Below are 22,287 nucleotides of genomic sequence, written 5' to 3'. Positions count from 1 at the left end.
ATTGCCTATAAGGCCCGCTTAGCCCACAGAATTCATACGCTGCCAACCCGCCGGAAAACCGTGCGGGCTTTTCTGGCAGGCTAAGCAGCATGTCTCTCGAAAGTGGGAAGCGGTTTCGAGACAAAGACATGCGTAAAACAAGAGCATGATCCCGAAAAATGGGAACCGGTTTTCGGACAAGATCATGCGCGCGAAGAAGATAGGACGAGCGCCCATGCCGAAACGTACAGATATCAAATCGATCCTGATTATCGGCGCGGGCCCCATTGTCATCGGCCAGGCTTGTGAATTCGACTATTCGGGCACCCAGGCCTGTAAGGCGTTGAAAGAGGAAGGCTACCGCATCATCCTCGTCAACTCCAATCCGGCCACGATCATGACCGATCCCGATCTGGCGGATGCAACCTATATCGAACCGATCACGCCGGAAGTGGTCGCCAAGATCATCGCCAAGGAACGCCCGGACGCGTTGCTGCCGACCATGGGCGGCCAGACCGCGCTGAACACCGCATTGTCGCTGCGCCGCATGGGCGTTCTTGAGCGCTACAATGTCGAGATGATCGGCGCCAATGCGGAAGCCATCGACAAGGCAGAAGATCGCGCGCTTTTCCGCGAAGCCATGGAAAAGATTGGCCTCGATACACCGGAATCCAGACTCGCCAACGCCACCGAAATCAAGGACGAAGACCGCAAGCGCCACGAAACCAAGCGCGCCGAAGTCAAGGCGCAGTTTTCGGGTGACGATCTCGACAAGGCGCTCGACAAGCTTGAAACCGAATGGCAGCTCGGCGAAGTCGAACGCAAGCAGCGTTACATGACGCACGCGCTTGCAAAGGCTGCGCAGGCGCTCGACGTTGTTGGCCTGCCTGCCATCATCCGCCCAAGCTTCACGCTCGGCGGCACTGGCGGCGGCATTGCCTATAACCGTCAGGAGTTCTTCGAAATCATCGAGCGCGGTCTGGATGCGTCGCCGACGACCGAAGTTCTGATCGAAGAGTCGGTTCTGGGCTGGAAAGAATATGAAATGGAAGTCGTCCGCGACAAGGCGGATAACTGCATCATCATCTGCTCGATCGAAAACCTCGATCCGATGGGCGTGCACACCGGCGACTCGATCACCGTTGCACCGGCGCTGACGCTGACCGACAAAGAATACCAGATCATGCGTAACGCCTCGATTGCGGTGCTGCGCGAGATCGGCGTTGAAACCGGCGGCTCCAACGTGCAGTTCGCGATCAACCCGGTCAATGGCCGCATGATCGTCATCGAAATGAACCCACGTGTGTCGCGTTCTTCGGCGCTTGCTTCCAAGGCGACCGGCTTCCCGATTGCCAAGGTCGCGGCCAAGCTTGCCGTCGGCTACACGCTCGACGAGTTGGATAACGACATTACCGGCGGTGCGACGCCTGCCTCGTTCGAACCGTCGATCGACTATGTCGTCACCAAAATCCCGCGTTTCGCCTTCGAGAAATTCCCCGGCTCCTCGCCGATCCTGACCACCGCCATGAAGTCGGTCGGTGAAGTCATGGCCATCGGACGCACCTTCCAGGAAAGCTTGCAGAAGGCGCTGCGCGGTCTTGAAACCGGCCTGACCGGCCTCGATGAAATTGCCATCCCGAATATCGAGGAAGGCGACGAGAAGAACGCCATCCGCGCTGCCATCGGCACGCCGACGCCGGATCGTCTGCGCATGGTCGCGCAGGCAATGCGTCTCGGCCTGACCACCGAGCAGGTGCACGACGCATCGAAGATCGATCCGTGGTTTCTCGAACAGATCGAAGCCATCGTAAAGACCGAAGAGCGCATCCGCGAACACGGCCTGCCGCAGGACGCTGAAAACCTGCGTATGCTGAAAGCCATGGGCTTCTCCGATGCGCGCCTTGCAAGCCTGACGGATCAGGACGCGGAAGACGTGGCCAAGCTGCGCGGCGAACTCGACGTGCATCCGGTCTACAAGCGCATCGACACCTGCGCTGCCGAATTCGCTTCGCCGACTGCCTACATGTACTCGACCTATGAAACGCCTTTCGTCGGCCAGCCGCGCTCGGAAGCCGAGGTGTCGGATCGCAAGAAGGTCGTCATTCTCGGCGGTGGTCCGAACCGCATCGGTCAGGGCATCGAGTTCGACTATTGCTGCTGCCATGCGGCTTTTGCGCTCAATGATGCCGATTACGAAGCCATCATGATCAACTGCAACCCGGAAACGGTTTCGACCGACTACGACACGTCGGATCGTCTCTATTTCGAACCGCTGACGGCGGAAGACGTGCTGGAAATCCTGCGCGTTGAGAGGCAAAAGGGCACACTTCACGGCGTTATCGTGCAGTTTGGCGGCCAGACCCCGCTCAAGCTCGCCAATGCGCTTGAAAAGGCCGGTATCCCGATCCTTGGCACGTCGCCTGACGCCATCGACCTTGCGGAAGATCGTGACCGTTTCCAGAAGCTGTTGATCAAGCTCGATCTCAACCAGCCGAAGAACGGCATTGCCTATTCGGTCGAGCAGGCACGCCTCGTCGCAGCCGACCTCGGCTTCCCGCTTGTCGTGCGCCCGTCTTATGTTCTCGGTGGCCGCGCCATGCAGATCATCCATGACGAGCGTTCATTGCAGAGCTATCTGCTCGACACCGTGCCGGAACTGGTGCCGGAAGACATCAAGGCCAAATATCCGAACGACAAGACCGGCCAGATCAACACGCTGCTCGGCAAGAACCCGCTTCTGTTCGATACCTATCTGACGGAAGCCATTGAAGTGGACGTCGACTGCCTGTGTGACGGCAAGGACAGCTTTGTCGCCGGTATCATGGAACATATCGAGGAAGCCGGTATCCATTCGGGCGACTCGGCCTGCTCGCTGCCGGTGCATACACTTTCGCCTGAAACCGTTGCTGAACTGGAACGCCAGACGGCAGCGCTTGCCAAGGCGCTTCATGTCGGCGGTCTTATGAATGTGCAGTTCGCCATCAAGGACGGCGAAATCTTCATTCTTGAAGTCAATCCGCGCGCATCACGTACGGTTCCGTTCGTCGCCAAGACGGTCGGCACCCCGATTGCGAAGGTCGCAGCCCGCGTCATGGCCGGTGAAAGCCTGGAAGCAGCACTCGGCGCCTATGGCGGCAAGCCGAAGACACCTTCCCGCCCGCATATCGCGGTCAAGGAAGCTGTGTTCCCGTTCGCCCGCTTCCCGGGCGTCGATACGCTGCTCGGACCGGAAATGCGCTCGACCGGCGAAGTAATGGGGCTCGACTACGACTATGCTCTGGCCTTCGCAAAGGCACAGCTTGGCGCAGGCGTTGAACTGCCGCGTGAAGGCACGGTCTTCGTATCTGTTCGCGACGAGGACAAGGAACGCGTGCTCGGTGCGGTCCGCAAGCTTGCAAGCATCGGCTTCAAGGTCATGGCAACCGGCGGAACGCAGAAGTTCCTCGAAGCCAACGGCGTCGAATCGACCAAGATCAACAAAGTCATCGAAGGCCGTCCGCATGTGGAAGACGCGATCCGCAATCGCCAGATTCATCTCGTCTTCAACACGACGGACAGCGCAAGTGCGGTTTCCGACTCCAAGTCGATCCGCCGCGCAACGCTGATGCAGAAGCTGCCTTACTACACGACCATGGCGGGAGCGGAAGCCGCTGCTGAGGCTATCGCTGCGCTCAAGGCCGGATCGCTGGAAGTGCGCCCGCTGCAGGACTACTTCCGCTGATAGCCTGAAGACATCCCGAAACAAAAAAGCCGCCGGTCATCCCGGCGGCTTTTTTCATGCTGTTTTCAAGGCTGGCAGCTCCAGAGGCTTTCCTGAAGGATCGTCTTCCAGATTGATCTGCTGTGTGAAAAGACCGTCATGCAAATGCGGCTTGCCGAATTGGATCACGGCTGCATCCTTCAATTCGGTGTTCAGCATGTCGCGAATCCTGTCATAGGCTTCAGCGTCGAGACCATCGAGCGCACCGTCAATCACGATCCACTGCGGTTTCTGCAATATGAGGCGGGCGAAGGCGATACATTGGCGCTCATCGTCCGTCAGCACGCGATCCCAGCGCGCAACACGATCCATGCTCGTGGAAAGCCGTTCAAGCCCGGCACGCCGCAGGACATTTTCCAGATCCTGTTCAGAAAATTTCTTGATATCAAGCGGATAGACGATCACGCCCTTGAGGTTGCCCGGCGGGAAATAAGGCGCGCGCGGCATGAAGGCGACACCATCGCCAACCGGCATGCCGATCCGCCCCTCGCCCCATGGCCAAAGCCCGCCCAATGCGCGGAACAGCAGCGTTCTTTGCGTTTCGGTCCCGCCCGTCACAAGCACCCGCTCGCCGGGTGTTACCGAAAAAGCCTTGCGGGAGAGCTTCAGGCACTGATCGGGGGCGGCGATGGAAACACCGTCCAGCGTCAGCCTGTCATCTTCGTTCGTCTCAAGATCGATCTGCCGGTCCAGATGACCAAGCTCGTCCATGCGCAGCACCGCCTGACGGAAACTCGCGACACGCAGCAGCGTCGCCCGCCAGTCCGCAATCGCCCCGAAATTGTCGACGAACCAGCGCAGCGCATTGTGCACCTGTGAGAATGCGCCGACGGCCATCATCAGCCCGCCGAATGTCAGACCACCGCCGAAATAGACCGGAGCCGCCACGAGGATCGGTGCCACAATTGTCAGCCAGCCGTAACCGGCCGTTACCCAGGTCAATCGCGTGGTCGCATAGACGATCTTGCGGATTGCGGCCAGAACCGCATCGATATCCAGATCGAGACGACGTCTCTCATCCCCTTCGCCGCGCGACAGGGTGATGGCATCCAGATGTTCGTTGACCCGCATCAGCGATGCGCGGAAATCCGCCTCGCGCGCATAGCGATTGGCGTTGATATTGACCAGACTGCGCCCGACGATCCATGTCAGCCATGAGGCAGAGGCCGCGTAGATAATGACAGCCCAGACCATGTAGCCGGGAATGGAGAAACTGTAGCCCGCGACATGAAACACAAAGCCACTTGAGAGCGACCACAGGACACCGACGAAGCTCACCAGAATGACGGTCGACTGGAGGAGGTTGATCCCAAGATCGCACGACATTTCTGCAAAGTGACGTGCATCCTCATGCAGGCGCTGATCGGGATTGATGCCGATCTCGCCGGCATTGGCGAGACGAAATGCCCGACCCGGCACCAGCCATTGCCCCACGAGATCGCGCGCCAGTCCTTCACGCATCTTGAGCTTGAACATCTGGTTGAGCCAGGTTTGCGAAACGTTGAGCACAAGCAGGCTGCCCGCAATCCCGAAGAAAACCATCAGCTGATGGAAGAAAGCCTGCAAATCCTTGCGCGCAAGCGCATCGTAGAAGGGTTCGTTCCAGCGATTGATAGCAACCTGTCCGATGGCGATCAGCACGATGAGAACGAAAATACCGGTCCCGAGCGCAATCAGCGTATTGCGCACCGGCGAGACCATAAAAGCTCCCACCATCATCGAGACTTGGGAGAAAAGATCGGTTCCGTCGCGTGACGGAGAACCACCAATCAGCTTGGCCGAACTCTTGCGCAGACGCTCCGAGACACTGCGCCTGGGCTTTTTGCGGCGGCGCTCTTTCTTGGGCGCACTCCGCTTCGTCTTGTCCTTGTCTGGTTCAGACGTCATGTCCTGCCTCGCTGCCCATCCGCCCGCTCAATTTTGCAGATATGTTTGCAACATGCTGAATATCTACGTCACGTGGAAGTCAAAGATAGGAGAGCACACGCTTTTCGCGCGCGCCAGCTGCGATGACCCACAACAATATGCGGGTTTTACCGCAAATCATTCGTTGCAATTATGGTCTGAACGCTAACCCTGCCGGAAAAGTCCATGACCGTTACAATCCAACCCATCGACAAAGTACTCATTTACGCGACATGGAACGACCGGCTTCTGGTTTTTGAAGAACCGGATTTTCCTGAAACGCCGCTTCAGGTGCCGGGCGGCACGGTCGATGCGGGAGAAGACATTCTCGCCGCCGCCTATCGCGAATTCGCCGAGGAAACCGGCCTCGTCTATGACGATGGCATGATCCATCTCGAAACCGTCGATTATGACTATCCCGAACAGGGGCAGACAGAGCCTCACCGCCGCCACTGCTTTCATCTGCGATTGAGAAACGCCGTACCCGAAACCTGGGATCACTATGAAATGTCGCCCTGCGACGGAAACGCCCCGATTCTGTTCCGGCTGTTCTGGCTCGACCGATTGAGCGCGCAAATCCGGCTCGGGCTCGGAATGGCAAAAAGCCTCAGTAAAATCAGTTTTTAGCTGACAATTTTAGCTGTCTTGTATTGGTCAAATTTGTCGCATATAGTTAGCGCATCGATTTTTCGGTCAAGTGACTTTGCGACCCGTGCGGCCCGCCGTGCTTCCTGACGATCTCCTGTCCATAAATTCGATTCACAGGGACGTGTGCGAAGCATACGGACTACTCTACTACTAATGTTACAAAGGAATTTCCCATGGCTACGGGAACAGTTAAGTGGTTCAACACGACCAAGGGCTTCGGCTTCATTCAGCCTGATCAGGGCGGCACGGACGTATTCGTCCACATTTCCGCCGTTCAGCGCGCTGGTCTGGCCACGCTCGATGAAGGTCAGAAGGTTTCGTACGAAATCGTACAGGACCGTCGTTCGGGCCGTTCGTCTGCCGACAACCTCGTCGCAGCATAAGTTTTGCCGTAAGGCAGAGAAAAGGCGGGTCCTCGGACCCGCCTTTTTTGTTTGTCCGCTTTTCTGCTCACACCCTTGCCAGCGCGCTCGCGCCCAGAATCAAGGCCGCAATCAGCGCAGCAATGGTGCGGACGTGATTCCATAGGGTCCAGTCGCGCACATAAGTAAGCCAGACATCGGCCGACGCGGCGGCACTGGCATCCATCGCCGCGAGCTGGTTGTTCAGCGGCACATTCAAAGCCATCGTGACGCCAATAGTGCCGACAAGATAGACGGCAGCGCCGCTCACCGCCCATTTCGACAAGCTTCCAAAGCCCATTAATCCCAGTACGATAATCACCAGACACAGCAATGCCGTGCCGAAAAAGGCGGCAAAGAACGTTCCGTTGATAACGGTGATATTGATCGACTGCATCGCCGTTATGCCCGCATTGGCCGGAATGCGTGCCAGCGCGGCCATCACGAAACTTGAGAACGCATAGAAGATGCCGCCTGTAATCGCGCTCCCCCATGCCGTCAGCAGAACAAGTAGTTGAGAACTCATCGTCATGATTGTCCCTCCCATATGCCTTCAATGGCAGCCTTGCGCGCAAAATCTGCAAACCGGCGCGGCTTGCGCCCGAGAGCTTCCTCCACACCATGTGCCACACTGGCATTGCGGCCATCGAAAAGCTCGACGAAAAGATAGCGCAAAAGCGTGATGACATCTTCCGGCAAGGCCTGCTCGCGCAGCGCCGCCTCATAATCGGCGTATGAGACCGAATTGAACGACAAGTCTTTGTCAGTCGCCCTGGCAATCTCGCTTACTGCATCGCTGAAGCTGAACAGTTCCGGGCCGGTGAGTTCATAGAGCTTGTTGCGATGTCCCGTTTCGGTGAGGGCAGCAACGGCGACATCGGCAATATCGTCAACATCGATGAAGGGTTCCTTCGTCGGCCCGACCGGCAGGGTCAGCGAGCCTGAAAGCAGCTCATCCCGCATGTAGTTTTCGCTGAAATTCTGCATGAACCAGCTGGCGCGCAACACGGTCCAGTCCAGCCCGGAATCCTGCAGAACCTTTTCCGCAATTTCCGCCTCCTCCTCACCTCGCCCGGACAGAAGCACGACATGCTTCACATCCGCCTTCTTTGCCGCCAAAAGAAATGCGCGAATGGCATCAACGGCACCCGGCAGGGCCAGATCCGGCTGGTATGACACATAGGCACTGTCGATGCCGTCAAGCGCGGCAGCCCAGGTGGATTGGTTGGCCCAGTCAAAGGGAACCTCGGTGCTCCGCGACACAGAACGCACGGACACCCCCTTCTCCCACAACCTCTCAGCGACACGCCTGCCGGTTTTGCCGTTGGCGCCAATCACCAGATAACGATCATTACGATGTGTATTCATCTTCCGTCTCCCAAAATATGAGCAACCCTCATATTTGCAATATGTGAGCAACTCTCATATTCTGTCAAGAGCGAAAAATGTGAGTCCGCCATGAAGCAGAATTCCGCCACGGAAACAGAATCAACCAGTGCACCGATCCTGCGCCGCACCCCCAGCCAGAGCCGGGCGCAGGAAAAGATTCGTCGCATTGCTGAATGCGCCACGGCGCTGATCGCCGCCAAAGGCAGCGACAGTCTCAAGATGAGTGAGATCGCCCAGCAGGCAAGCATCTCGATTGGCGCGCTCTATCAGTATTTTCCCGATAAAAGCGCCCTGATCCGCTACCTGTTTGAAAGCTGCAATGCCCAATCGCGCCAGTGCATCGAGGAAGGTCTTGCAGCGGCCCATTCTGCCGATGAGCTGATTGTCGCGTTCAATGCATTGATCGATGAATATCTGGCACTGATGCGTCAGGAACCGGCAATGTGCGACATCTGGTCGGCCACGCAGACCGACAAGTCCCTGTCAAAACTGGAAATTGCCGAAAGCAGGCAGAATGGTCAGTTGCTTGCTGATACGATCCGCCGGATTGCCCCCGGCAAGGTGTCCGCACAACTGGACGAGACTGCTTTCCTCCTGATGCATTTTGGCGAATCCACCATGCGCATCGCCGTCGACGTTTCGGAAGAGGAAAGCATGACGCTGATAGAGGCCTATAAAGTAATGGCCACGCGCAGCTTGCGAGACCTCCTGGCAGGATGACGCGCAATATCGCCCGGTCCGATCAGTTTCGTTGCGTTAATATGTCAGCATTGCTGATGGATCTGTTCGTTTCGGCAACACATTTTTGCGAAATCCAGCAATTGCCGATGAAATCACAATCCTTCTGTTGCGCTTCCTGCGCCGATGGGACATAGAAAATCCGCAAAACCGGACGCGCCCGGTGCCGGTTAACAGAGCCTGCCATCTATGGAGATCTATCATGGCATTTCTCGCCGACGCCCTTTCTCGTGTAAAGCCATCTGCGACCATCGCGGTCAGCCAGAAAGCACGTGAGCTGAAAGCCAAGGGCAAGGACGTGATTGGTCTCGGTGCGGGCGAGCCCGACTTCGACACGCCCACAAATATCAAGCAGGCTGCCATCGACGCGATCAATCGCGGTGAAACGAAGTACACGCCCGTTGCCGGTATTCCTGAACTGCGTCAGGCCATCGTTGCCAAGTTCAAGCGTGAAAACGGTCTCGACTACAAGCCGGAACAGGTCATCGTCGGCACTGGCGGCAAGCAGATTCTGTTCAACGCCTTTATGGCGACGCTGAACCCCGGCGATGAAGTCATCGTCCCTGCCCCTTACTGGGTCAGCTATCCTGAAATGGTAGCGATCAACGGCGGCAACCCGGTTTTCATCAACACGAAGATCGAAGACAATTTCAAGCTGACCGCCGCCGATCTGGAAAAGGCCATCACGCCCAAGACCAAGTGGCTGATCTTCAACTCGCCGTCGAACCCGACCGGCGCGGCTTACACGGAAGCGGAACTCAAGGCCCTGACCGACGTTCTGGTTCGTCACCCGCATGTCTGGATCCTGACCGACGACATGTATGAGCATCTGGTCTATGGAGACTTCGTCTTCACGACGCCTGCTCAGGTCGAGCCTTCGCTTTACGACCGCACGCTCACGATGAACGGCGTGTCGAAGGCCTACGCCATGACCGGCTGGCGTATCGGCTATGCGGCAGGACCACTGCAGCTCATCAAGGCCATGGATATGGTGCAGGGTCAGCAGACCTCGGGCGCCTGCTCCATCGCACAGTGGGCCGCAGTCGAAGCACTCAACGGCACCCAGGATTTCATTCCGGAAAACAAGAAAATCTTCCAGGCCCGTCGCGATCTGGTCGTGTCGATGCTCAATCAGGCCAAAGGCATCAAGTGCCCGACACCGGAAGGTGCGTTCTACGTCTATCCGTCCTGTGCTGACCTCATCGGCAAGAAGACGGAAGCTGGCAAGGTCATCGAAAGCGACGAAGACTTCGTCACCGAACTGCTGGAAGCAGAAGGCGTCGCCGTCGTTCACGGTTCGGCTTTCGGTCTTGGACCAAACTTCCGTATTTCCTATGCAACGTCGGACGCGCTTCTCGAAGAAGCCTGCACCCGCATCCAGCGCTTCTGCGCCAGCCTGCGCTAAACAAAACAAAATGGAATGACGAAGGGGCCGAAAGGCCCCTTTTTCGTTTCTGTATTTCTCACAAAAAGAGGCGGCTTGGCAAAAAGATCGGGTAGGAGGGCATTTTAGGCCCTCCTCCCACACCACCGTACGTACGGTTCCGTATACGGCGGTTCATGAAGCGTAGTATAGGCGTCGGTGTTCCTTCAGGAACGAGATCAGCCCGATTTTGGTGAAGTAGGCATTCGGTAGGGCTTCGTGCATGTGTGAGGTTCTGGCATTCCACCATGGTCCCCGGCCATTGCTGGCACTTATCCATGCACGCTCCTTCTTTATGCCTCGTTGCATCAGGTTTCTTGCGCGCGCGGCTGGTTTCGTCCATTGCCGCCACAGGGTAGCCCGCAGCTTGCGGTGAACCCATCCATCCATTTCCTCGAACGTCCCCTTCACGTCAGCCAGCTTAAAGTAAGCTGTCCAGCCGCGCAGGATCGGCGCTAGGTCCTTGATGGTGGCGTCAATGGCCCGGCCACGCCCAGCCCGGAACTGGGCTTTCAGTTTGCCACGAAGACGCTTCACACTTTGTACCGCCACCTTGAGGCGGGGCATACGGTGGAACGTCATCGTATAACCCAAAAAGACCCGGTTCCATGGATGGTCAACAGCACTTTTGGTGGCGTTGACCTTCAGCTTCAGTCTCCTTCCAAGGAAGGCGGTGAGCGAAGCCATCACCCGTTGACCGGCACGTATTGACCGCACATAGATATTACAGTCGTCGGCGTAGCGGCAGAAGCGATGTCCGCGCTGTTCCAGTTCCTTGTCCAGATCGTCGAGCAGGACGTTCGATAATAGCGGAGACAGGGGACCGCCCTGCGGCGTTCCCTCGCTTCGCATTGTCGTCATCCCGCCCATCATCAACCCGGCTTGCAGATAACGGCGGATCAACCGCAGCACCCGTTTGTCGTAGACCTTGCGTGCCACTCGTGCCATCAGCACATCGTGGTTTACCCGGTCGAAGAACTTCTCCAGATCAAGATCAACCACAACGCGGTAACCGTCGGCCACATAGGACCGTGCGGCAAGGATCGCATCATGGGCACTCCGCTCCGGCCTAAAGCCGAAAGAGGAATTGGAGAAGCCTGGGTCGAAGATCGGCATCAGCACCTGATGTATCGCCTGCTGGATGAGGCGGTCGAGAACCGTGGGAATGCCAAGAAGGCGTTTCCCGCCGCCGGGCTTGGGGATTTCCACCCCGCGCACCGGCGCTGGCTCATACCGACCCGCCAGCAGGTCTTCCCTGATGCGCGGCCAATGCGATACGAGATGCTGCTTCAGGTCGCCAACGCTCATCTTGTCGATGCCCGCCGCTCCCTTGTTCGACACCACGCGGTGTAAGGCCGCTATCATGTTATCGCGACTGACGATCATTTCCATCAGTTGCATCGCGTCCTTCGGTTGTGAGTTGGACGATCCTGCCGTGACGTTTGATGCGCCCAAGGCATCCTCTCGCAGCTTCCGGCCACTACCTTCCGCATGGGCATGGGGCGTTTCAGCTCCATTATCTGCATCTGCTGTCGTCATCGAAAGATCGTTCTCCATCCGACACTTCATGTTCAGCCCTTCGCCGTCCGGTACGGCTACTACGGCATCTGCTGACTTCTGCCGCCCTATTCCGTCGCTTCTCAGCGGCGGTAGCACACCGTTGCCGGTGGCGAGGCGACAGATCTCCCGAGGTAAGACGCGTGACCTTCATGCCATATACCTGTCGCATCTACAGCCGCATCATCCGGGTGATATCGGGCTTTGGGTAAATGGGCCCCCTTGCCCTGATGCGACTGCCTCTTATGCGCTTCCTGTTCGTCAGGCCGGCACTTTGCTTACAGCTTCCTTCAGACCCCGCCTTACGACAACGCCCTTGCTGTTCGGCTAACGGTTCCCATCACCAGGGCCCGTAGAGGACTTTCACCTCCAAGTCATCGAACGGATACCATCCCGGTCGAGCGATGCTTGCGCACCACGCGCCATGCTCGGCGCACCCAAAAAAAAAAAAAAAAAAGCCAGACAAATGTCTGGCTTTGAGTTTTGAAGGTGCCTTTGAGGCAAACCTCCAGAGGGGAACACTCAGCCTGCGCAAATGGGAGGAGGAAACGCAGCGCTGAGATGATCTTTATATGCCTGTTGCCCATTGTTTTTGCAATGCGACTTTAGCGCAATGCAGCTATGCATTTTACGCATGACTAGATTAAGCAAGAAACTTGTTTAAAAACAAAAGCTTACAGCAAATTGAATTACTTCGTAATATTATAATGTGCAAATTAGCCGCCTAAAGCATGAGCATCGACAAAACAACGATGCCTCCAAATTTGGCAAATCGCCCTTTCTGAGTCGCTCAAAGCAGATGTCATGCAACTGTCACGGCTATGCAGCGGGCCTGTCACACAACGCGCCTAAAAGCCCCGGCAAGACGCCGCGCATAACGCGCCTGGCGGATGTGCAGCGCGCGAAAAGTGCTGCGACAATAGACAGACCCGAGAAGGATCGTAGCCGTGCGGATCGTTCAGATTACAGATACCCACCTCAGCCCCATCAAGCCGCACTTCAATCGCAACTGGGAACCGCTCGTTGCCTGGATCGATCAGCAAAAGCCCGATCTCGTCATTCACACCGGTGACCTGACCGTCGATGGCGCAGACGTAGAGGCTGATCTTCTGTTCTGCCGCACCTGCCTGAACGAGCTTCCGGCGCGTGTTCTCAGTCTTCCGGGCAACCACGATATCGGCCATCTTCCCGAGAGCCACCAGCCGGTCAATCCGCAGCGCCTGATGCGCTGGCGTCGTCATATCGGTCCGGACCGCTGGGCGGAAAATTTCGGCAACTGGCGCATCATCGGCCTCAACAGTCTCGTCATCGGTTCCGGTGAAGCCGAAGAAGCAGAACAGTTCCAGTGGCTCGAAGACGAATTGAAGAACAGCGATGGCAAGCCCGTCGCCGTCTTCGCCCACAAGCCGCTCTTCGTGGACGATCCGGATGAAGGCGACAGCGGCTACTGGGGCATTCGCCCTGCCCCGCGCCAACGTCTTTATGATCTCTTCGCTCAGTATAATGTTCAGCTTCATGCCAGCGGCCACCTGCATCGTGCATGGTCGGGCGACGCCTTCGGCACGAATTATGTCTGGGCGCCTGCCGCAGCCTTCATCGTCGGGCCGATGGAACGCGATCTCCCCGGCGAACGTATCCTCGGAGCCGCCATTCACGATCTCGATGAAGTCGCCACAAGCAGCATCGTCCGCATCGATGAGCTGACGCCCTATGTCATCGATGACGTGGTGCATGAAGTCTATCCACACCACGCTGGCGACGGCGAGAAAGTCGTTGAGGAGGCAAGCCAGTGAGCACGCTCGTCCTTCGCGACATCGGCAAATCCTACGGAGGCAATCGCATTCTCGATGGCATTTCCATCGAAGCAGCAGAAGGCGAATTCATCGCCCTCGTCGGCCCGTCGGGCTGCGGAAAGAGCACCTTACTGCGCATTCTGGCCGGTCTCGACCATGCGGATGAAGGAAGCGTGGAGTTGGCAGGGCGTAACATAACTGGCGCCCACCCTGCCGACCGCAACATCGCCATGGTGTTCCAGTCCTACGCGCTCTACCCTCATCTGACGACAGCGCAGAACATCGCGGTGCCGCTTGCAATGCGTGATCTGACCGCTGTGGAACGCCTGCCAATGATCGGCGCTTTCATTCCCGGCCAGCGCAGGAAGCGCGCCGCCATCCAGAAGCAGGTCAGGGCAACCGCAACAAGCCTCAAGATCGACCATCTGCTCGACCGCAAGCCGGGCCAGATGTCCGGCGGCCAGCGCCAGCGCGTGGCCCTTGCCCGTGCGCTCGTCCGCCAGCCCGGTGCATTCCTGATGGATGAACCATTGTCGAACCTCGATGCCAATCTGCGTGTTCACACCCGTGCGGAAATCGTCGAATTGCATCGCCGCGCCGGTGTCCCGACTATCTATGTGACCCACGACCAGGCCGAAGCGCTCAGCATGGCCGACCGCGTTGCAGTGATGATGGGCGGAAAACTGCTGCAGATCGACACGCCAACCGCAATCTATAACGATCCGCGCCATATCGAGGTCGCACAGTTCATCGGCACGCCGCGCATCAATATTCTGGAAGCATTGGTCAGCGACAACGGCATGGTGCATTTTGCCGGTCGCCCCATCCTGCAGGACGTCGCCGCCCATTCCGGTACCAATATCCGCATCGGCATTCGTCCTGAGCATTTTCAGCTCAAGCCTCATGACAAGACAGGCATTGCGGGCACGGTATCGCGGATCGAATTTCTCGGCTCGGAAGTACTGGTCTATCTCAAGGCTCCCGGCGCCTCACAAGATTTCACTGTGAAGCTCACACCCGAACAAGCCCGTGACATTGTCGTCGGCCTGCCGGTGGGCCTGCATTTCGATGCCAGCCACGCCCACCTCTTCGGAGAAGATGGTTTGCGCCTGCGCCAGCCCGCCGGGAACATCGTCAAACCTGCATCGCCGGCAAAGGCTGCCGCTCATGTCTGATTTTACGCTATCCGGCCCTGCGGCCACCAGCGCGCGCACGGCGGCTGATGAAGCCCGCCGCCGCGAAGAACGGCTGGCCTGGAAACTGGCAGCTCCGGCCATCATTCTGACGGGGCTGCTGATCCTCCTGCCGACAGCCGCCGTCATTTTCTGGAGCCTGACCAATTTCGAGCTTGGCTATGACGGTTTCGAATTCATCGGACTGGAAAACTACGCCGAACTCTTCAGCGACCGGACGTTTCTGGTCTCGCTGAAGAACACCGCCATCTATACCGTGATCGTGGCACCAGCTTCCGTCTTTCTCGGCCTCGGCGTGGCCCTCCTCATCGAAGGCGAAGTTCGCGGCAAATCCTTCTTCCGCACCGTCTATTTTCTGCCGGTCGCATCGCTCCTCGTGGCGATGGCAACCGTCTGGCAATATCTGCTGCATCCGACACTCGGCCCCGTCAACGCCATGCTGGGCATGATCGGCATCGCCGGTCCAAACTGGCTAGGCTCCAGCGAGACGGTGCTGTTCAGCCTCGCATTGATCGGCATCTGGCAGAGCGTCGGCTTCAACATGGTGCTGTTTCTGGCCGGTCTCACGGCCATCCCGCGAGAACTCTATTCGGCCGCTGAAGTCGACGGCGTGAAAAACAGCTGGGAGCGCTTCCGGCTGGTCACATGGCCCCTGCTCGGCCCAACCACGCTATTCGTCACGACGATCAGCATCATCAATGCCGTAAAGGTGTTCGAGACGGTCAAGACGCTGACCGAAGGCGGCCCGAACAAGGCATCGGAAGTCCTGCTCTGGACCATCTATCAGGAAGGCTTCGTCTATCTGCGCGTTGGTTATGCCTCGGCAATGACGGTGATCTTTCTCGCGGTTCTGGTGATCCTGATGATGTTGCAGTTCCGCGTGCTGGACCGTCGCACCCATTACTGAGGAAACCCGGATGACATTGGCTCGTTCTTTCCGTCTTGGCATTCTTTCACTGGGTGCCCTGCTTTTTCTCGCGCCCTATATCTTCATGCTGTCGACGGCAGCAAAATCGCAGCAGGATATTTTCTCGTCCTCCCTGTCGCTGATCCCGCACAACTGGGCACTCCTGGATAATCTTGCCAAGGCATTCAGCCGTGTGCCGATGGGGCTTTTGCTGTTCAACGGCATAGTCGTCTGCGCGCTCATTCTGGTCATTCAGGTCGTGGTCGCCATTCCCTGCGCCTATGCCATGGCAAAGCTCAATTTCCGCGGCCAGCGTACTATGATGATGATGGTCATGCTCGGCCTGCTCGTGCCGATCCATGCCACCGCATTGCCCTTCTATGTCGGCTTCAATCAGCTCGGCGTGCTCAACAGCTATTTTGCTCTCAGTGCTCCGTTCTTCATCTCGGTCTTCGGCATATTCCTGTTTCTGCAGTTCTTCCGCGCCATGCCGGATGATCTCATCAGCGCCGCGCGTCTCGACGGCATGTCAGAGGCGGGCATCGTCATGCGGGTGATTGTACCCAATGCCTGGCCCGCCATCACCGCCTTCTCGATCTTCTCGGTGGTTGCGCACTGGAACGATCTGTTCTGGCCGCTGATCGTTATCAACGGCATGGAGCGCGCCACACCACCATTGGGCCTCCTCTATTTCCGCGCTGCGGAAGCAGGCGACGATTATGGGGCGTTGATGGCGGCAACCCTCATCATCACGCTGCCGCTGCTGCTTGCTTTTCTTGCCGCCCAACGCCGCTTCATCGAAGGCATCACCCTCACCGGCCTCAAGGGCTGAATTCTTCCCTCCCATCCTCCACAGGAGTTCAAACATGAAACGCTTTTCCAGTGCACTCGCCGCTCTGGCAATGGCAACAGGTCTCGGCTCGCCCGCCTTTGCCGAAACGACGCTGAATGTGCACTATCCGATGCCAGGCTTTTTCAAGGATGTCATGGCTGACATCTCTGGAAAGTTCATGGCAGAAAATCCGGACATCAAGATCAACTTCGTCAGCCCCTCGGCAACCTACGAAGAAGGCATCCAGACGATCATGCGTCAGGCCGGAACGTCGGAAATGCCGGATATCACCTTCACCGGGTTGAACCGCCTGCGCGTATTGGCCGAGCGCAATATCGGCGTCGACATGAAGCCGCTGGTCGAAAAAGAAACCGACATGGAAGCACAGGGCTTCACTGATCACCTGCTGAGCCTCGCCCGCGTTGGCGACCGTCAAGTTGGTCTTGCTTTCGCGACCTCCAACCCGATCATGTATTACAATGCTGATCTCCTGAAGGCTGCAGGCGGCAATCCCGACACGCCTCCAACCACCTGGGACGAAGTGATCGAGCTCGGCGGCAAGATCAAGGCGCTTGGCAACGGCAATGAAGGCATTGATTTCCGCTGGCAGGGTGACGACTGGATGTTCTCGGCGCTTCTGTTCGGCGCAGGCGGCACCATGCTGACCGAAGACGAGAAGAAGGTCGCCTTCGATGGACCGGAAGGGCTCGAAGCCTTCAAGCTGGTCGACCGCATGGTGAAGGAAGGCGGCATGCCGGTTCTGACCAAGGCAGCGGGTGAGCAGGCTTTCGCGGCTGGCAAAGTCGGCTTCTCGTTCCAGACGACTGGCGCGCTGCGCAACACGATCAAGAATGTCGGCGACAAGTTCGATCTGCGCACTGCCAAAATTCCTCTTATCAATGCTGAAAAGGGTCACCTGCCAACCGGTGGCAACGCAGTCGTCATCCTGACCGAAGATCAGGCCAAGCAGGATGCGGCATGGAAATTCGCCAAGTTCGCTGCCGGCCCTTACGGCGCTTCCGTCGTCGTTCCCGGCACCGGCTATGTGCCGAACAACGAACTGGCTGCAAAGTCCGACGAATATCTCGGCAAATTCTACGCGGAAAATCCGCTGTTCAAGGCCGGTCTCAGCCAGATGTCACTGATGATCCCGTGGTATGCCTTCCCGGGTTCGAACGGCGTGAAGGTGACACAAACCATCGTGGACAATCTTTCGCGCGTCGTCGAGCAATCCGCCACGCCGGAAGACGCCCTTGCCGATGCATCCAAGGAAGTGCAGCGCCTGCTGCCACGCAAATAACCAGCCATCGCCATAAGCAAAAAGGCCGCGCTGGCGATCAGCGCGGCCTTTTCTATGAACAGTAAGATACGATCAATAGGTCCAGTTGCGGGCCTTCGAGAACAGGAAGTCGCGGAAAGCGTGCAGTTTCGCGGAGTTCTTCAAGGCTTCCGGATAGCAGAAGAAAGTATCGAAGGACGGTATTTCTTCCAGTTCCGGCAGAAGTTGCACCAGACCGGATTCCTTGTCGGCCATATAATCGGGCAGAACGGCGATGCCGACGCCACGCTGCACAGCGCGACGGATCGACAGCAGATTGTTCACCTGCAACGCGGGAATGCGCGTACTGCCATCGGCACGTCCAGCAATCTCCAGCCAGTTCAGGCCTGTCAGATAGCTTGGCGCCGGTTCACCGAAAGTCACGACACGATGCTGATCAATCTCATCGATCGAATTCAACTTGCCATATTTCGAAACATAACCAGCCGACGCATAGACATGCATATGCACTGTGAACAGCCGGCGCTGGATCAGGTCTGGCTGCTGCGGCTGCCGCAACCGGATGGCACAATCCGCATGACGCATCGTCAGGTCCAGTTCCTCATTGTCGAGGATCAGCTGCAGCTGGATATCGGGATAAAGCTCGACGAATTCCTGAATCCGCTCGATCAGCCAGCCGGAGCCAAGACCAACAGTCGTCGTCACGCGAAGACGACCCGTCGGCTTTTCCTTGCTCTCGGCAAGCTTCGAGCGAACATTCTCAAGCTTCATCAGCACGTCATGTGCAGTGCGATAAAGCGTTTCGCCCTGCTCGGTCAGGATCAGACCGCGTGCATGACGATGAAACAGCGGGACGCCGACATCCTGCTCCAGCGCGCTCACCTGACGCGAGATAGCCGATTGCGACAGATGCAATGTCTGGGCTGCGTGGGTGAACGACCCAGCCTCAGCCGCAGCATGAAAAATGCGCAGTTTATCCCAGTCGAGCGGAGCGACCACGATTATCCCCTCTCATTGTTTTCACCGCATTCACCTTACGCAAAACCGCCTCACACTTCTGGCTTGGAAATGCTTTACTCCGCAGCTTCGTGCAGCGGTTCCTGTGCGGCAAGCCAGCGCTCAGCTTCCAGAGCAGCCATGCAACCCAAACCGGCGGCAGTCACAGCCTGCCGATAAATATCGTCCGTGACGTCGCCCGCAGCAAAAATGCCCGGAACGTCGGTGGCCGTCGAATCGGGTGCAGTCCACAGATAGCCGTTCGGCTTCTGCTTGAGCTTGCCCTCGAACAAAGAAACCGCAGGTGCGTGGCCGATAGCGACAAAAACACCGTGCGTGTCGAGTTCCTGCGTCTCGCCCGTCACCACGTTCTTGAGGCGTACGCCGGTCACAGTTGCGCCCATCGGCGGCTTTGCCTCGGTGCCAAGGATTTCGTCGATCACACTGTTCCAGACCACCGAGACGTTCTGGCGCGAAAGCAGGCGATCCTGCATGATCTTCTCTGCACGGAAGCCATCGCGGCGATGCACGACCGTCACGCTCTTGGCGATATGGGAAAGATAAAGCGCTTCCTCAACAGCGGTATTGCCACCGCCGACAACGACCACATCCTTGCCGCGATAGAAGAAACCGTCACAGGTCGCGCAAGCAGAAACGCCACCGCCCATGAAGGTCTGCTCGCTGTCGAGGCCAAGCCACTTGGCCTGCGCACCCGTCGCGATGATCAAAGCATCGCAGGTATAGATCGTGCCGGAATCACCCTTCAGGCGGAAAGGGCGCACCGCGGTTTCAACCTCGGTAATAATGTCATGGACGATTTCGGAGCCGACATTTTCCGCTTGCTTTGCCATCTGTTCCATCATCCATGGCCCCTGCACCGGATCGGCGTAGCCCGGATAATTTTCCACATCGGTGGTGATCATCAGCTGACCACCCTGCTGGAGACCGGCAATGATGAGTGGTTTCAGCATGGCGCGAGCAGCATAAATCGCAGCGGTATAACCAGCAGGACCTGAGCCGATGACTATGACTGGCGCGTGACGCTGTGACATGAAGTTCTCTCCGGTCCCGGAACGTTTTGATCTGATTGATCCAGATCAGCGCTCCACATGTTTGTTTTCACATGTACCTTGTCCAAAATGTTCCACACTTTGGGGGGTACTCTAAAATCGATTTAAAGCGACGGGTTCCGGCTCACCAGAATCGCTTTCGCGCCTGTTTGGCCAATGCCCCGACATTATGGCCAAGGTAGGTCTGCCCCTCAATGTTTGCAAGGTTCCACAGGGATTTGCTGTGCTTTAGCCACAGCTTGTGACCTTTAAGCAAAGCCTTTGACAGCCAGCGCATTGCGGGTGGATCGATCTCACGCTAAACAAGGGAAAATTTGCCTAACCTCGGAGCCGTCCGCCATTTATAAGACAGTCGCCAATATCTGTGCGCGTTTCGGCCTCCTCATGGCGGTAGCCATGCTTCTGCCTGCAGCAATCGACCTGCGCGACGGAAGTGACGACTGGCTGATCTTCGTGCGTTCAGCTGCGGCAACCGGCGCGCTCTCTGCCTTGATTCTGCTGGCCACCCAGAACCAGACGATGCGCTTCACCCCGCGCCTTGGCTTTCTGCTGACGGCGTGCCTCTGGCTGACAGCGAGTTTTCTGGGTTCGATACCGCTTTATTTCTCGCATTTGCCGATCAGCTATGCGACGGCCTTCTTCGAGGCCATGTCGGGCGTCACGTCAACCGGCGCGACCGCGCTGACCGGGCTCGACAACATGCAGCGTGGCATTCTCCTGTGGCGCTCGCTTCTCTGCTGGATCGGGGGTATCGGCTTTATCGGCTTGGCTCTGCTGATGCTGCCGTCCCTGCGGGCGGGCGGGTTGGCGCTCTTCCATATGGAGAATTCCGACAAGTCGGAAAAAATTCTCCCGCGCATGAACCAGATCGCGCTCGGCATCGTGCTGGCCTATCTCAGCCTGACCGCCGCCTGCATCATTGCTTATTTTGCCGTCGGCATGAGCATGTTCGACGCCATCAACCACGGCTTCACGACGATTGCGACAGCAGGCTTTTCCACTCACGACAGCTCCATCGGCTTCTATCAGGGAAACCGCCCGCTCCTGGTCGTGTCCACGATCTTCATGGCCCTCTCGGCCCTGCCCTTCGTGCTCTATATCAAGGCCTTCATGCCACGCCGCATGGAATCGCTTGTCGACCCGCAGGTGAAACTGTTCTTCACGATCGCAATCAGCTTCAGCTTTGCACTCGCGGTGGTTCTGCGACTTGGGTCCGATGTGCCTTTCGGCGACGCGCTGATCTCGGCCTCTTTTCATTTTGTCTCGGTCATGACGACAACAGGCTATGCCACGGAAGACTATTTCCTGTGGGGACCACCCGCGATTGGAATTTTCTTTCTCGCTTCATTTCTGGGTGGCTGCGCCGGTTCGACGTCGGGCGGCATCAAGATGAACCGCCTCATCATCCTTTGGAGCCTGACGCGCGCCAATCTTGCCCGGCTCATCATGCCGCATGCTGTCATCAAGATCCGCTACGGCAGCTCGGAAGTTTCCGGCGAAATCGCACAGAACGTGCTTCTCTACCTGTTCCTCTACTGCGCCTCGCTGATTATAGGCGCGGTGCTGCTTGCCTCACTGGGCCTCGACTTCGTGTCGGCCTTCACTGGCGCACTGACCGCGCTCTCCAATATCGGCCCCGGCTTTGGCGACACCATTGGCCCCGTCGGCAACTTTTCCACCATTCACGACCCGGCATTGTGGGTCCTTTCCTTCCTGATGCTGGCAGGGCGTCTGGAGCTCGTTACCGTGTATATCCTGTTCACTCGCACTTTTTGGGTGCGTTGACAGAACGTTAGGCAGTTTACATCCGCCCGTTTCATTTGATATGAGCAGGATTAGATTGCGCCACAATGGCGACGAATGTTCTATAATTACCCCGGAATGAAATTTCCTTGCGCGCGGAGTTACGCATGCCGATCAAGGCCGATCTGGATGAAATCGATTGGAAAATCCTTCGGGAGCTCCAGAATAACGGGCGCATCACCAATGTCGAGCTGGCCGAACGCGTCGGTATTTCGGCTCCGCCCTGCCTGCGCCGTGTGCGCAAGCTGGAAGAAAGCGGCGTTATCCGGGGCTATCGGGCCATTCTGAATGGCAATTCCCTTGGACAGGATTTGGTTGCTTTCTGTTCGGTTGGCCTCCATCGCCAGGCCGATGCCGACCTCAAGGCTTTTGCCGAGAAATCCAAGCAGTGGCCTCTGGTACGCCGCGCCTGGATGGTTTCGGGCGAGTCCGATTTCCTGCTCCATTGCGTCGCGCGCGATCTCAACACGTTCCAGACCTTCGTGATCGAGGAACTGACCGCCGCTCCCAATGTGGATTCCGTGCGCACCGCACTGACCATTCGTCCGGTCAAGGACGAACCGCTGATGATTCTCTGATATTTCGACGGTTTGCGCCGGGAATTATACCGGGTC

Annotated in this window: 18 protein-coding genes; 12 read left to right on the top strand and 6 right to left on the bottom strand. The window is 57.6% G+C overall.

The window, feature by feature from the left end; translation table 11 throughout:
• The first annotated feature begins 214 nt into the window (after positions 1-214).
• The gene (carB, locus tag OANT_RS08735) at positions 215-3,700 is read left to right on the top strand and encodes a carbamoyl-phosphate synthase large subunit (protein WP_012091698.1); all 3,486 of its coding nucleotides are present in this window, start codon (positions 215-217) and stop codon (positions 3,698-3,700) included.
• Positions 3,701-3,754: 54 nt separating this feature from the next.
• Here the strand turns inward: carB and OANT_RS08730 are convergent, their stop codons facing one another.
• Positions 3,755-5,626 (bottom strand): ABC transporter ATP-binding protein/permease, encoded by a 1,872-nt coding sequence (locus OANT_RS08730; protein ID WP_012091697.1) that lies wholly within the window; start codon positions 5,624-5,626, stop codon positions 3,755-3,757.
• Between the two features lie 204 nt (positions 5,627-5,830).
• Here OANT_RS08730 and OANT_RS08725 point away from each other — a divergent pair, with 204 nt between their 5' ends.
• Positions 5,831-6,271 carry an NUDIX hydrolase gene (locus tag OANT_RS08725; protein ID WP_012091696.1) on the top strand — a complete coding sequence of 147 codons (441 nt, stop codon included), beginning with the start codon at positions 5,831-5,833 and terminating at the stop codon, positions 6,269-6,271.
• Positions 6,272-6,465: 194 nt separating this feature from the next.
• Entirely contained in the window at positions 6,466-6,675 is a 210-nt protein-coding gene (locus OANT_RS08720; protein ID WP_006471898.1) for a cold-shock protein, read from the top strand.
• A 67-nt stretch (positions 6,676-6,742) separates the two neighbouring features.
• Here OANT_RS08720 and OANT_RS08715 read toward each other — a convergent pair whose 3' ends face one another.
• On the bottom strand, positions 6,743-7,225 hold the full coding sequence (locus OANT_RS08715) for an anthrone oxygenase family protein (protein WP_012091695.1): 483 nt from the start codon (positions 7,223-7,225) through the stop codon (positions 6,743-6,745).
• Positions 7,222-8,061, bottom strand: a complete 840-nt coding sequence (locus OANT_RS08710; RefSeq protein WP_012091694.1) for an NAD(P)H-binding protein — start codon at positions 8,059-8,061, stop codon at positions 7,222-7,224. The genes OANT_RS08715 and OANT_RS08710 overlap by 4 nt, the downstream gene beginning before the upstream one ends.
• Before the next feature lie 90 nt (positions 8,062-8,151).
• Here OANT_RS08710 and OANT_RS08705 point away from each other — a divergent pair, with 90 nt between their 5' ends.
• Both OANT_RS08705 and OANT_RS08700 read left to right on the top strand, forming a co-directional pair.
• Positions 8,152-8,802, top strand: coding sequence for a TetR/AcrR family transcriptional regulator (locus tag OANT_RS08705; protein WP_012091693.1), 651 nt, complete (start codon positions 8,152-8,154; stop codon positions 8,800-8,802).
• A 220-nt stretch (positions 8,803-9,022) separates the two neighbouring features.
• Complete coding sequence (locus OANT_RS08700; RefSeq protein WP_010659659.1) at positions 9,023-10,225, top strand: pyridoxal phosphate-dependent aminotransferase; 1,203 nt, start codon at positions 9,023-9,025, stop codon at positions 10,223-10,225.
• Between the two features lie 153 nt (positions 10,226-10,378).
• Here OANT_RS08700 and ltrA read toward each other — a convergent pair whose 3' ends face one another.
• Positions 10,379-11,782, bottom strand: a complete 1,404-nt coding sequence (ltrA, locus tag OANT_RS08695; protein ID WP_011982869.1) for a group II intron reverse transcriptase/maturase — start codon at positions 11,780-11,782, stop codon at positions 10,379-10,381.
• 965 nt (positions 11,783-12,747) lie between these two features.
• Here ltrA and OANT_RS08690 point away from each other — a divergent pair.
• Genes OANT_RS08690 through OANT_RS08670 form a run of 5 tightly spaced genes read left to right on the top strand, consistent with a single transcriptional unit; the run spans position 12,748 to position 17,825 of the window.
• The gene (locus OANT_RS08690) at positions 12,748-13,593 is read left to right on the top strand and encodes a metallophosphoesterase family protein (RefSeq protein WP_012091692.1); all 846 of its coding nucleotides are present in this window, start codon (positions 12,748-12,750) and stop codon (positions 13,591-13,593) included.
• Positions 13,590-14,768 (top strand): ABC transporter ATP-binding protein, encoded by a 1,179-nt coding sequence (locus tag OANT_RS08685; RefSeq protein ID WP_012091691.1) that lies wholly within the window; start codon positions 13,590-13,592, stop codon positions 14,766-14,768. The genes OANT_RS08690 and OANT_RS08685 overlap by 4 nt, the downstream gene beginning before the upstream one ends.
• Positions 14,761-15,693 carry a carbohydrate ABC transporter permease gene (locus OANT_RS08680; RefSeq protein WP_012091690.1) on the top strand — a complete coding sequence of 311 codons (933 nt, stop codon included), beginning with the start codon at positions 14,761-14,763 and terminating at the stop codon, positions 15,691-15,693. Before OANT_RS08685 ends, OANT_RS08680 begins: the two co-directional genes overlap by 8 nt.
• A 10-nt stretch (positions 15,694-15,703) precedes the next feature.
• A complete protein-coding gene (locus tag OANT_RS08675) occupies positions 15,704-16,525 on the top strand; it encodes a carbohydrate ABC transporter permease (protein WP_012091689.1) in 822 nt (273 codons plus the stop codon).
• 34 nt (positions 16,526-16,559) lie between these two features.
• The gene (locus tag OANT_RS08670; protein ID WP_012091688.1) at positions 16,560-17,825 is read left to right on the top strand and encodes an ABC transporter substrate-binding protein; all 1,266 of its coding nucleotides are present in this window, start codon (positions 16,560-16,562) and stop codon (positions 17,823-17,825) included.
• Between the two features lie 72 nt (positions 17,826-17,897).
• Here OANT_RS08670 and OANT_RS08665 read toward each other — a convergent pair whose 3' ends face one another.
• Entirely contained in the window at positions 17,898-18,803 is a 906-nt protein-coding gene (locus OANT_RS08665) for a LysR family transcriptional regulator (protein ID WP_010659652.1), read from the bottom strand.
• Between the two features lie 74 nt (positions 18,804-18,877).
• The gene (gene trxB, locus OANT_RS08660) at positions 18,878-19,852 is read right to left on the bottom strand and encodes a thioredoxin-disulfide reductase (protein WP_012091687.1); all 975 of its coding nucleotides are present in this window, start codon (positions 19,850-19,852) and stop codon (positions 18,878-18,880) included.
• Positions 19,853-20,254: 402 nt separating this feature from the next.
• On the opposite strand from trxB, the gene OANT_RS08655 reads away from it, so the two are divergent.
• Both OANT_RS08655 and OANT_RS08650 read left to right on the top strand, forming a co-directional pair.
• A complete protein-coding gene (locus OANT_RS08655) occupies positions 20,255-21,655 on the top strand; it encodes a TrkH family potassium uptake protein (protein WP_029376059.1) in 1,401 nt (466 codons plus the stop codon).
• 125 nt (positions 21,656-21,780) lie between these two features.
• Positions 21,781-22,251 carry an Lrp/AsnC family transcriptional regulator gene (locus OANT_RS08650; protein WP_010659649.1) on the top strand — a complete coding sequence of 157 codons (471 nt, stop codon included), beginning with the start codon at positions 21,781-21,783 and terminating at the stop codon, positions 22,249-22,251.
• The last annotated feature ends 36 nt before the right edge of the window (positions 22,252-22,287 follow it).

Origin of the sequence: Brucella anthropi ATCC 49188, assembly GCF_000017405.1 — a bacterium.
Lineage (GTDB): Bacteria > Pseudomonadota > Alphaproteobacteria > Rhizobiales > Rhizobiaceae > Brucella > Brucella anthropi.
This window is presented reverse-complemented; position numbering and strand designations above follow the sequence as displayed.

Bases quoted from the DNA above. Each gene is read 5' to 3' on its own strand.
- carB (WP_012091698.1), top strand. From the start codon at position 215: ATGCCGAAACGTACAGATATCAAATCGATCCTGATTATCGGCGCGGGC.
- OANT_RS08730 (WP_012091697.1), bottom strand. From the start codon at position 5,626: ATGACGTCTGAACCAGACAAGGACAAGACGAAGCGGAGTGCGCCCAAG.
- OANT_RS08725 (WP_012091696.1), top strand. From the start codon at position 5,831: ATGACCGTTACAATCCAACCCATCGACAAAGTACTCATTTACGCGACA.
- OANT_RS08720 (WP_006471898.1), top strand. From the start codon at position 6,466: ATGGCTACGGGAACAGTTAAGTGGTTCAACACGACCAAGGGCTTCGGC.
- OANT_RS08715 (WP_012091695.1), bottom strand. From the start codon at position 7,225: ATGACGATGAGTTCTCAACTACTTGTTCTGCTGACGGCATGGGGGAGC.
- OANT_RS08710 (WP_012091694.1), bottom strand. From the start codon at position 8,061: ATGAATACACATCGTAATGATCGTTATCTGGTGATTGGCGCCAACGGC.
- OANT_RS08705 (WP_012091693.1), top strand. From the start codon at position 8,152: ATGAAGCAGAATTCCGCCACGGAAACAGAATCAACCAGTGCACCGATC.
- OANT_RS08700 (WP_010659659.1), top strand. From the start codon at position 9,023: ATGGCATTTCTCGCCGACGCCCTTTCTCGTGTAAAGCCATCTGCGACC.
- ltrA (WP_011982869.1), bottom strand. From the start codon at position 11,782: ATGACGACAGCAGATGCAGATAATGGAGCTGAAACGCCCCATGCCCAT.
- OANT_RS08680 (WP_012091690.1), top strand. From the start codon at position 14,761: ATGTCTGATTTTACGCTATCCGGCCCTGCGGCCACCAGCGCGCGCACG.
- OANT_RS08675 (WP_012091689.1), top strand. From the start codon at position 15,704: ATGACATTGGCTCGTTCTTTCCGTCTTGGCATTCTTTCACTGGGTGCC.
- OANT_RS08670 (WP_012091688.1), top strand. From the start codon at position 16,560: ATGAAACGCTTTTCCAGTGCACTCGCCGCTCTGGCAATGGCAACAGGT.
- trxB (WP_012091687.1), bottom strand. From the start codon at position 19,852: ATGTCACAGCGTCACGCGCCAGTCATAGTCATCGGCTCAGGTCCTGCT.
- OANT_RS08655 (WP_029376059.1), top strand. From the start codon at position 20,255: ATGGCGGTAGCCATGCTTCTGCCTGCAGCAATCGACCTGCGCGACGGA.
- OANT_RS08650 (WP_010659649.1), top strand. From the start codon at position 21,781: ATGCCGATCAAGGCCGATCTGGATGAAATCGATTGGAAAATCCTTCGG.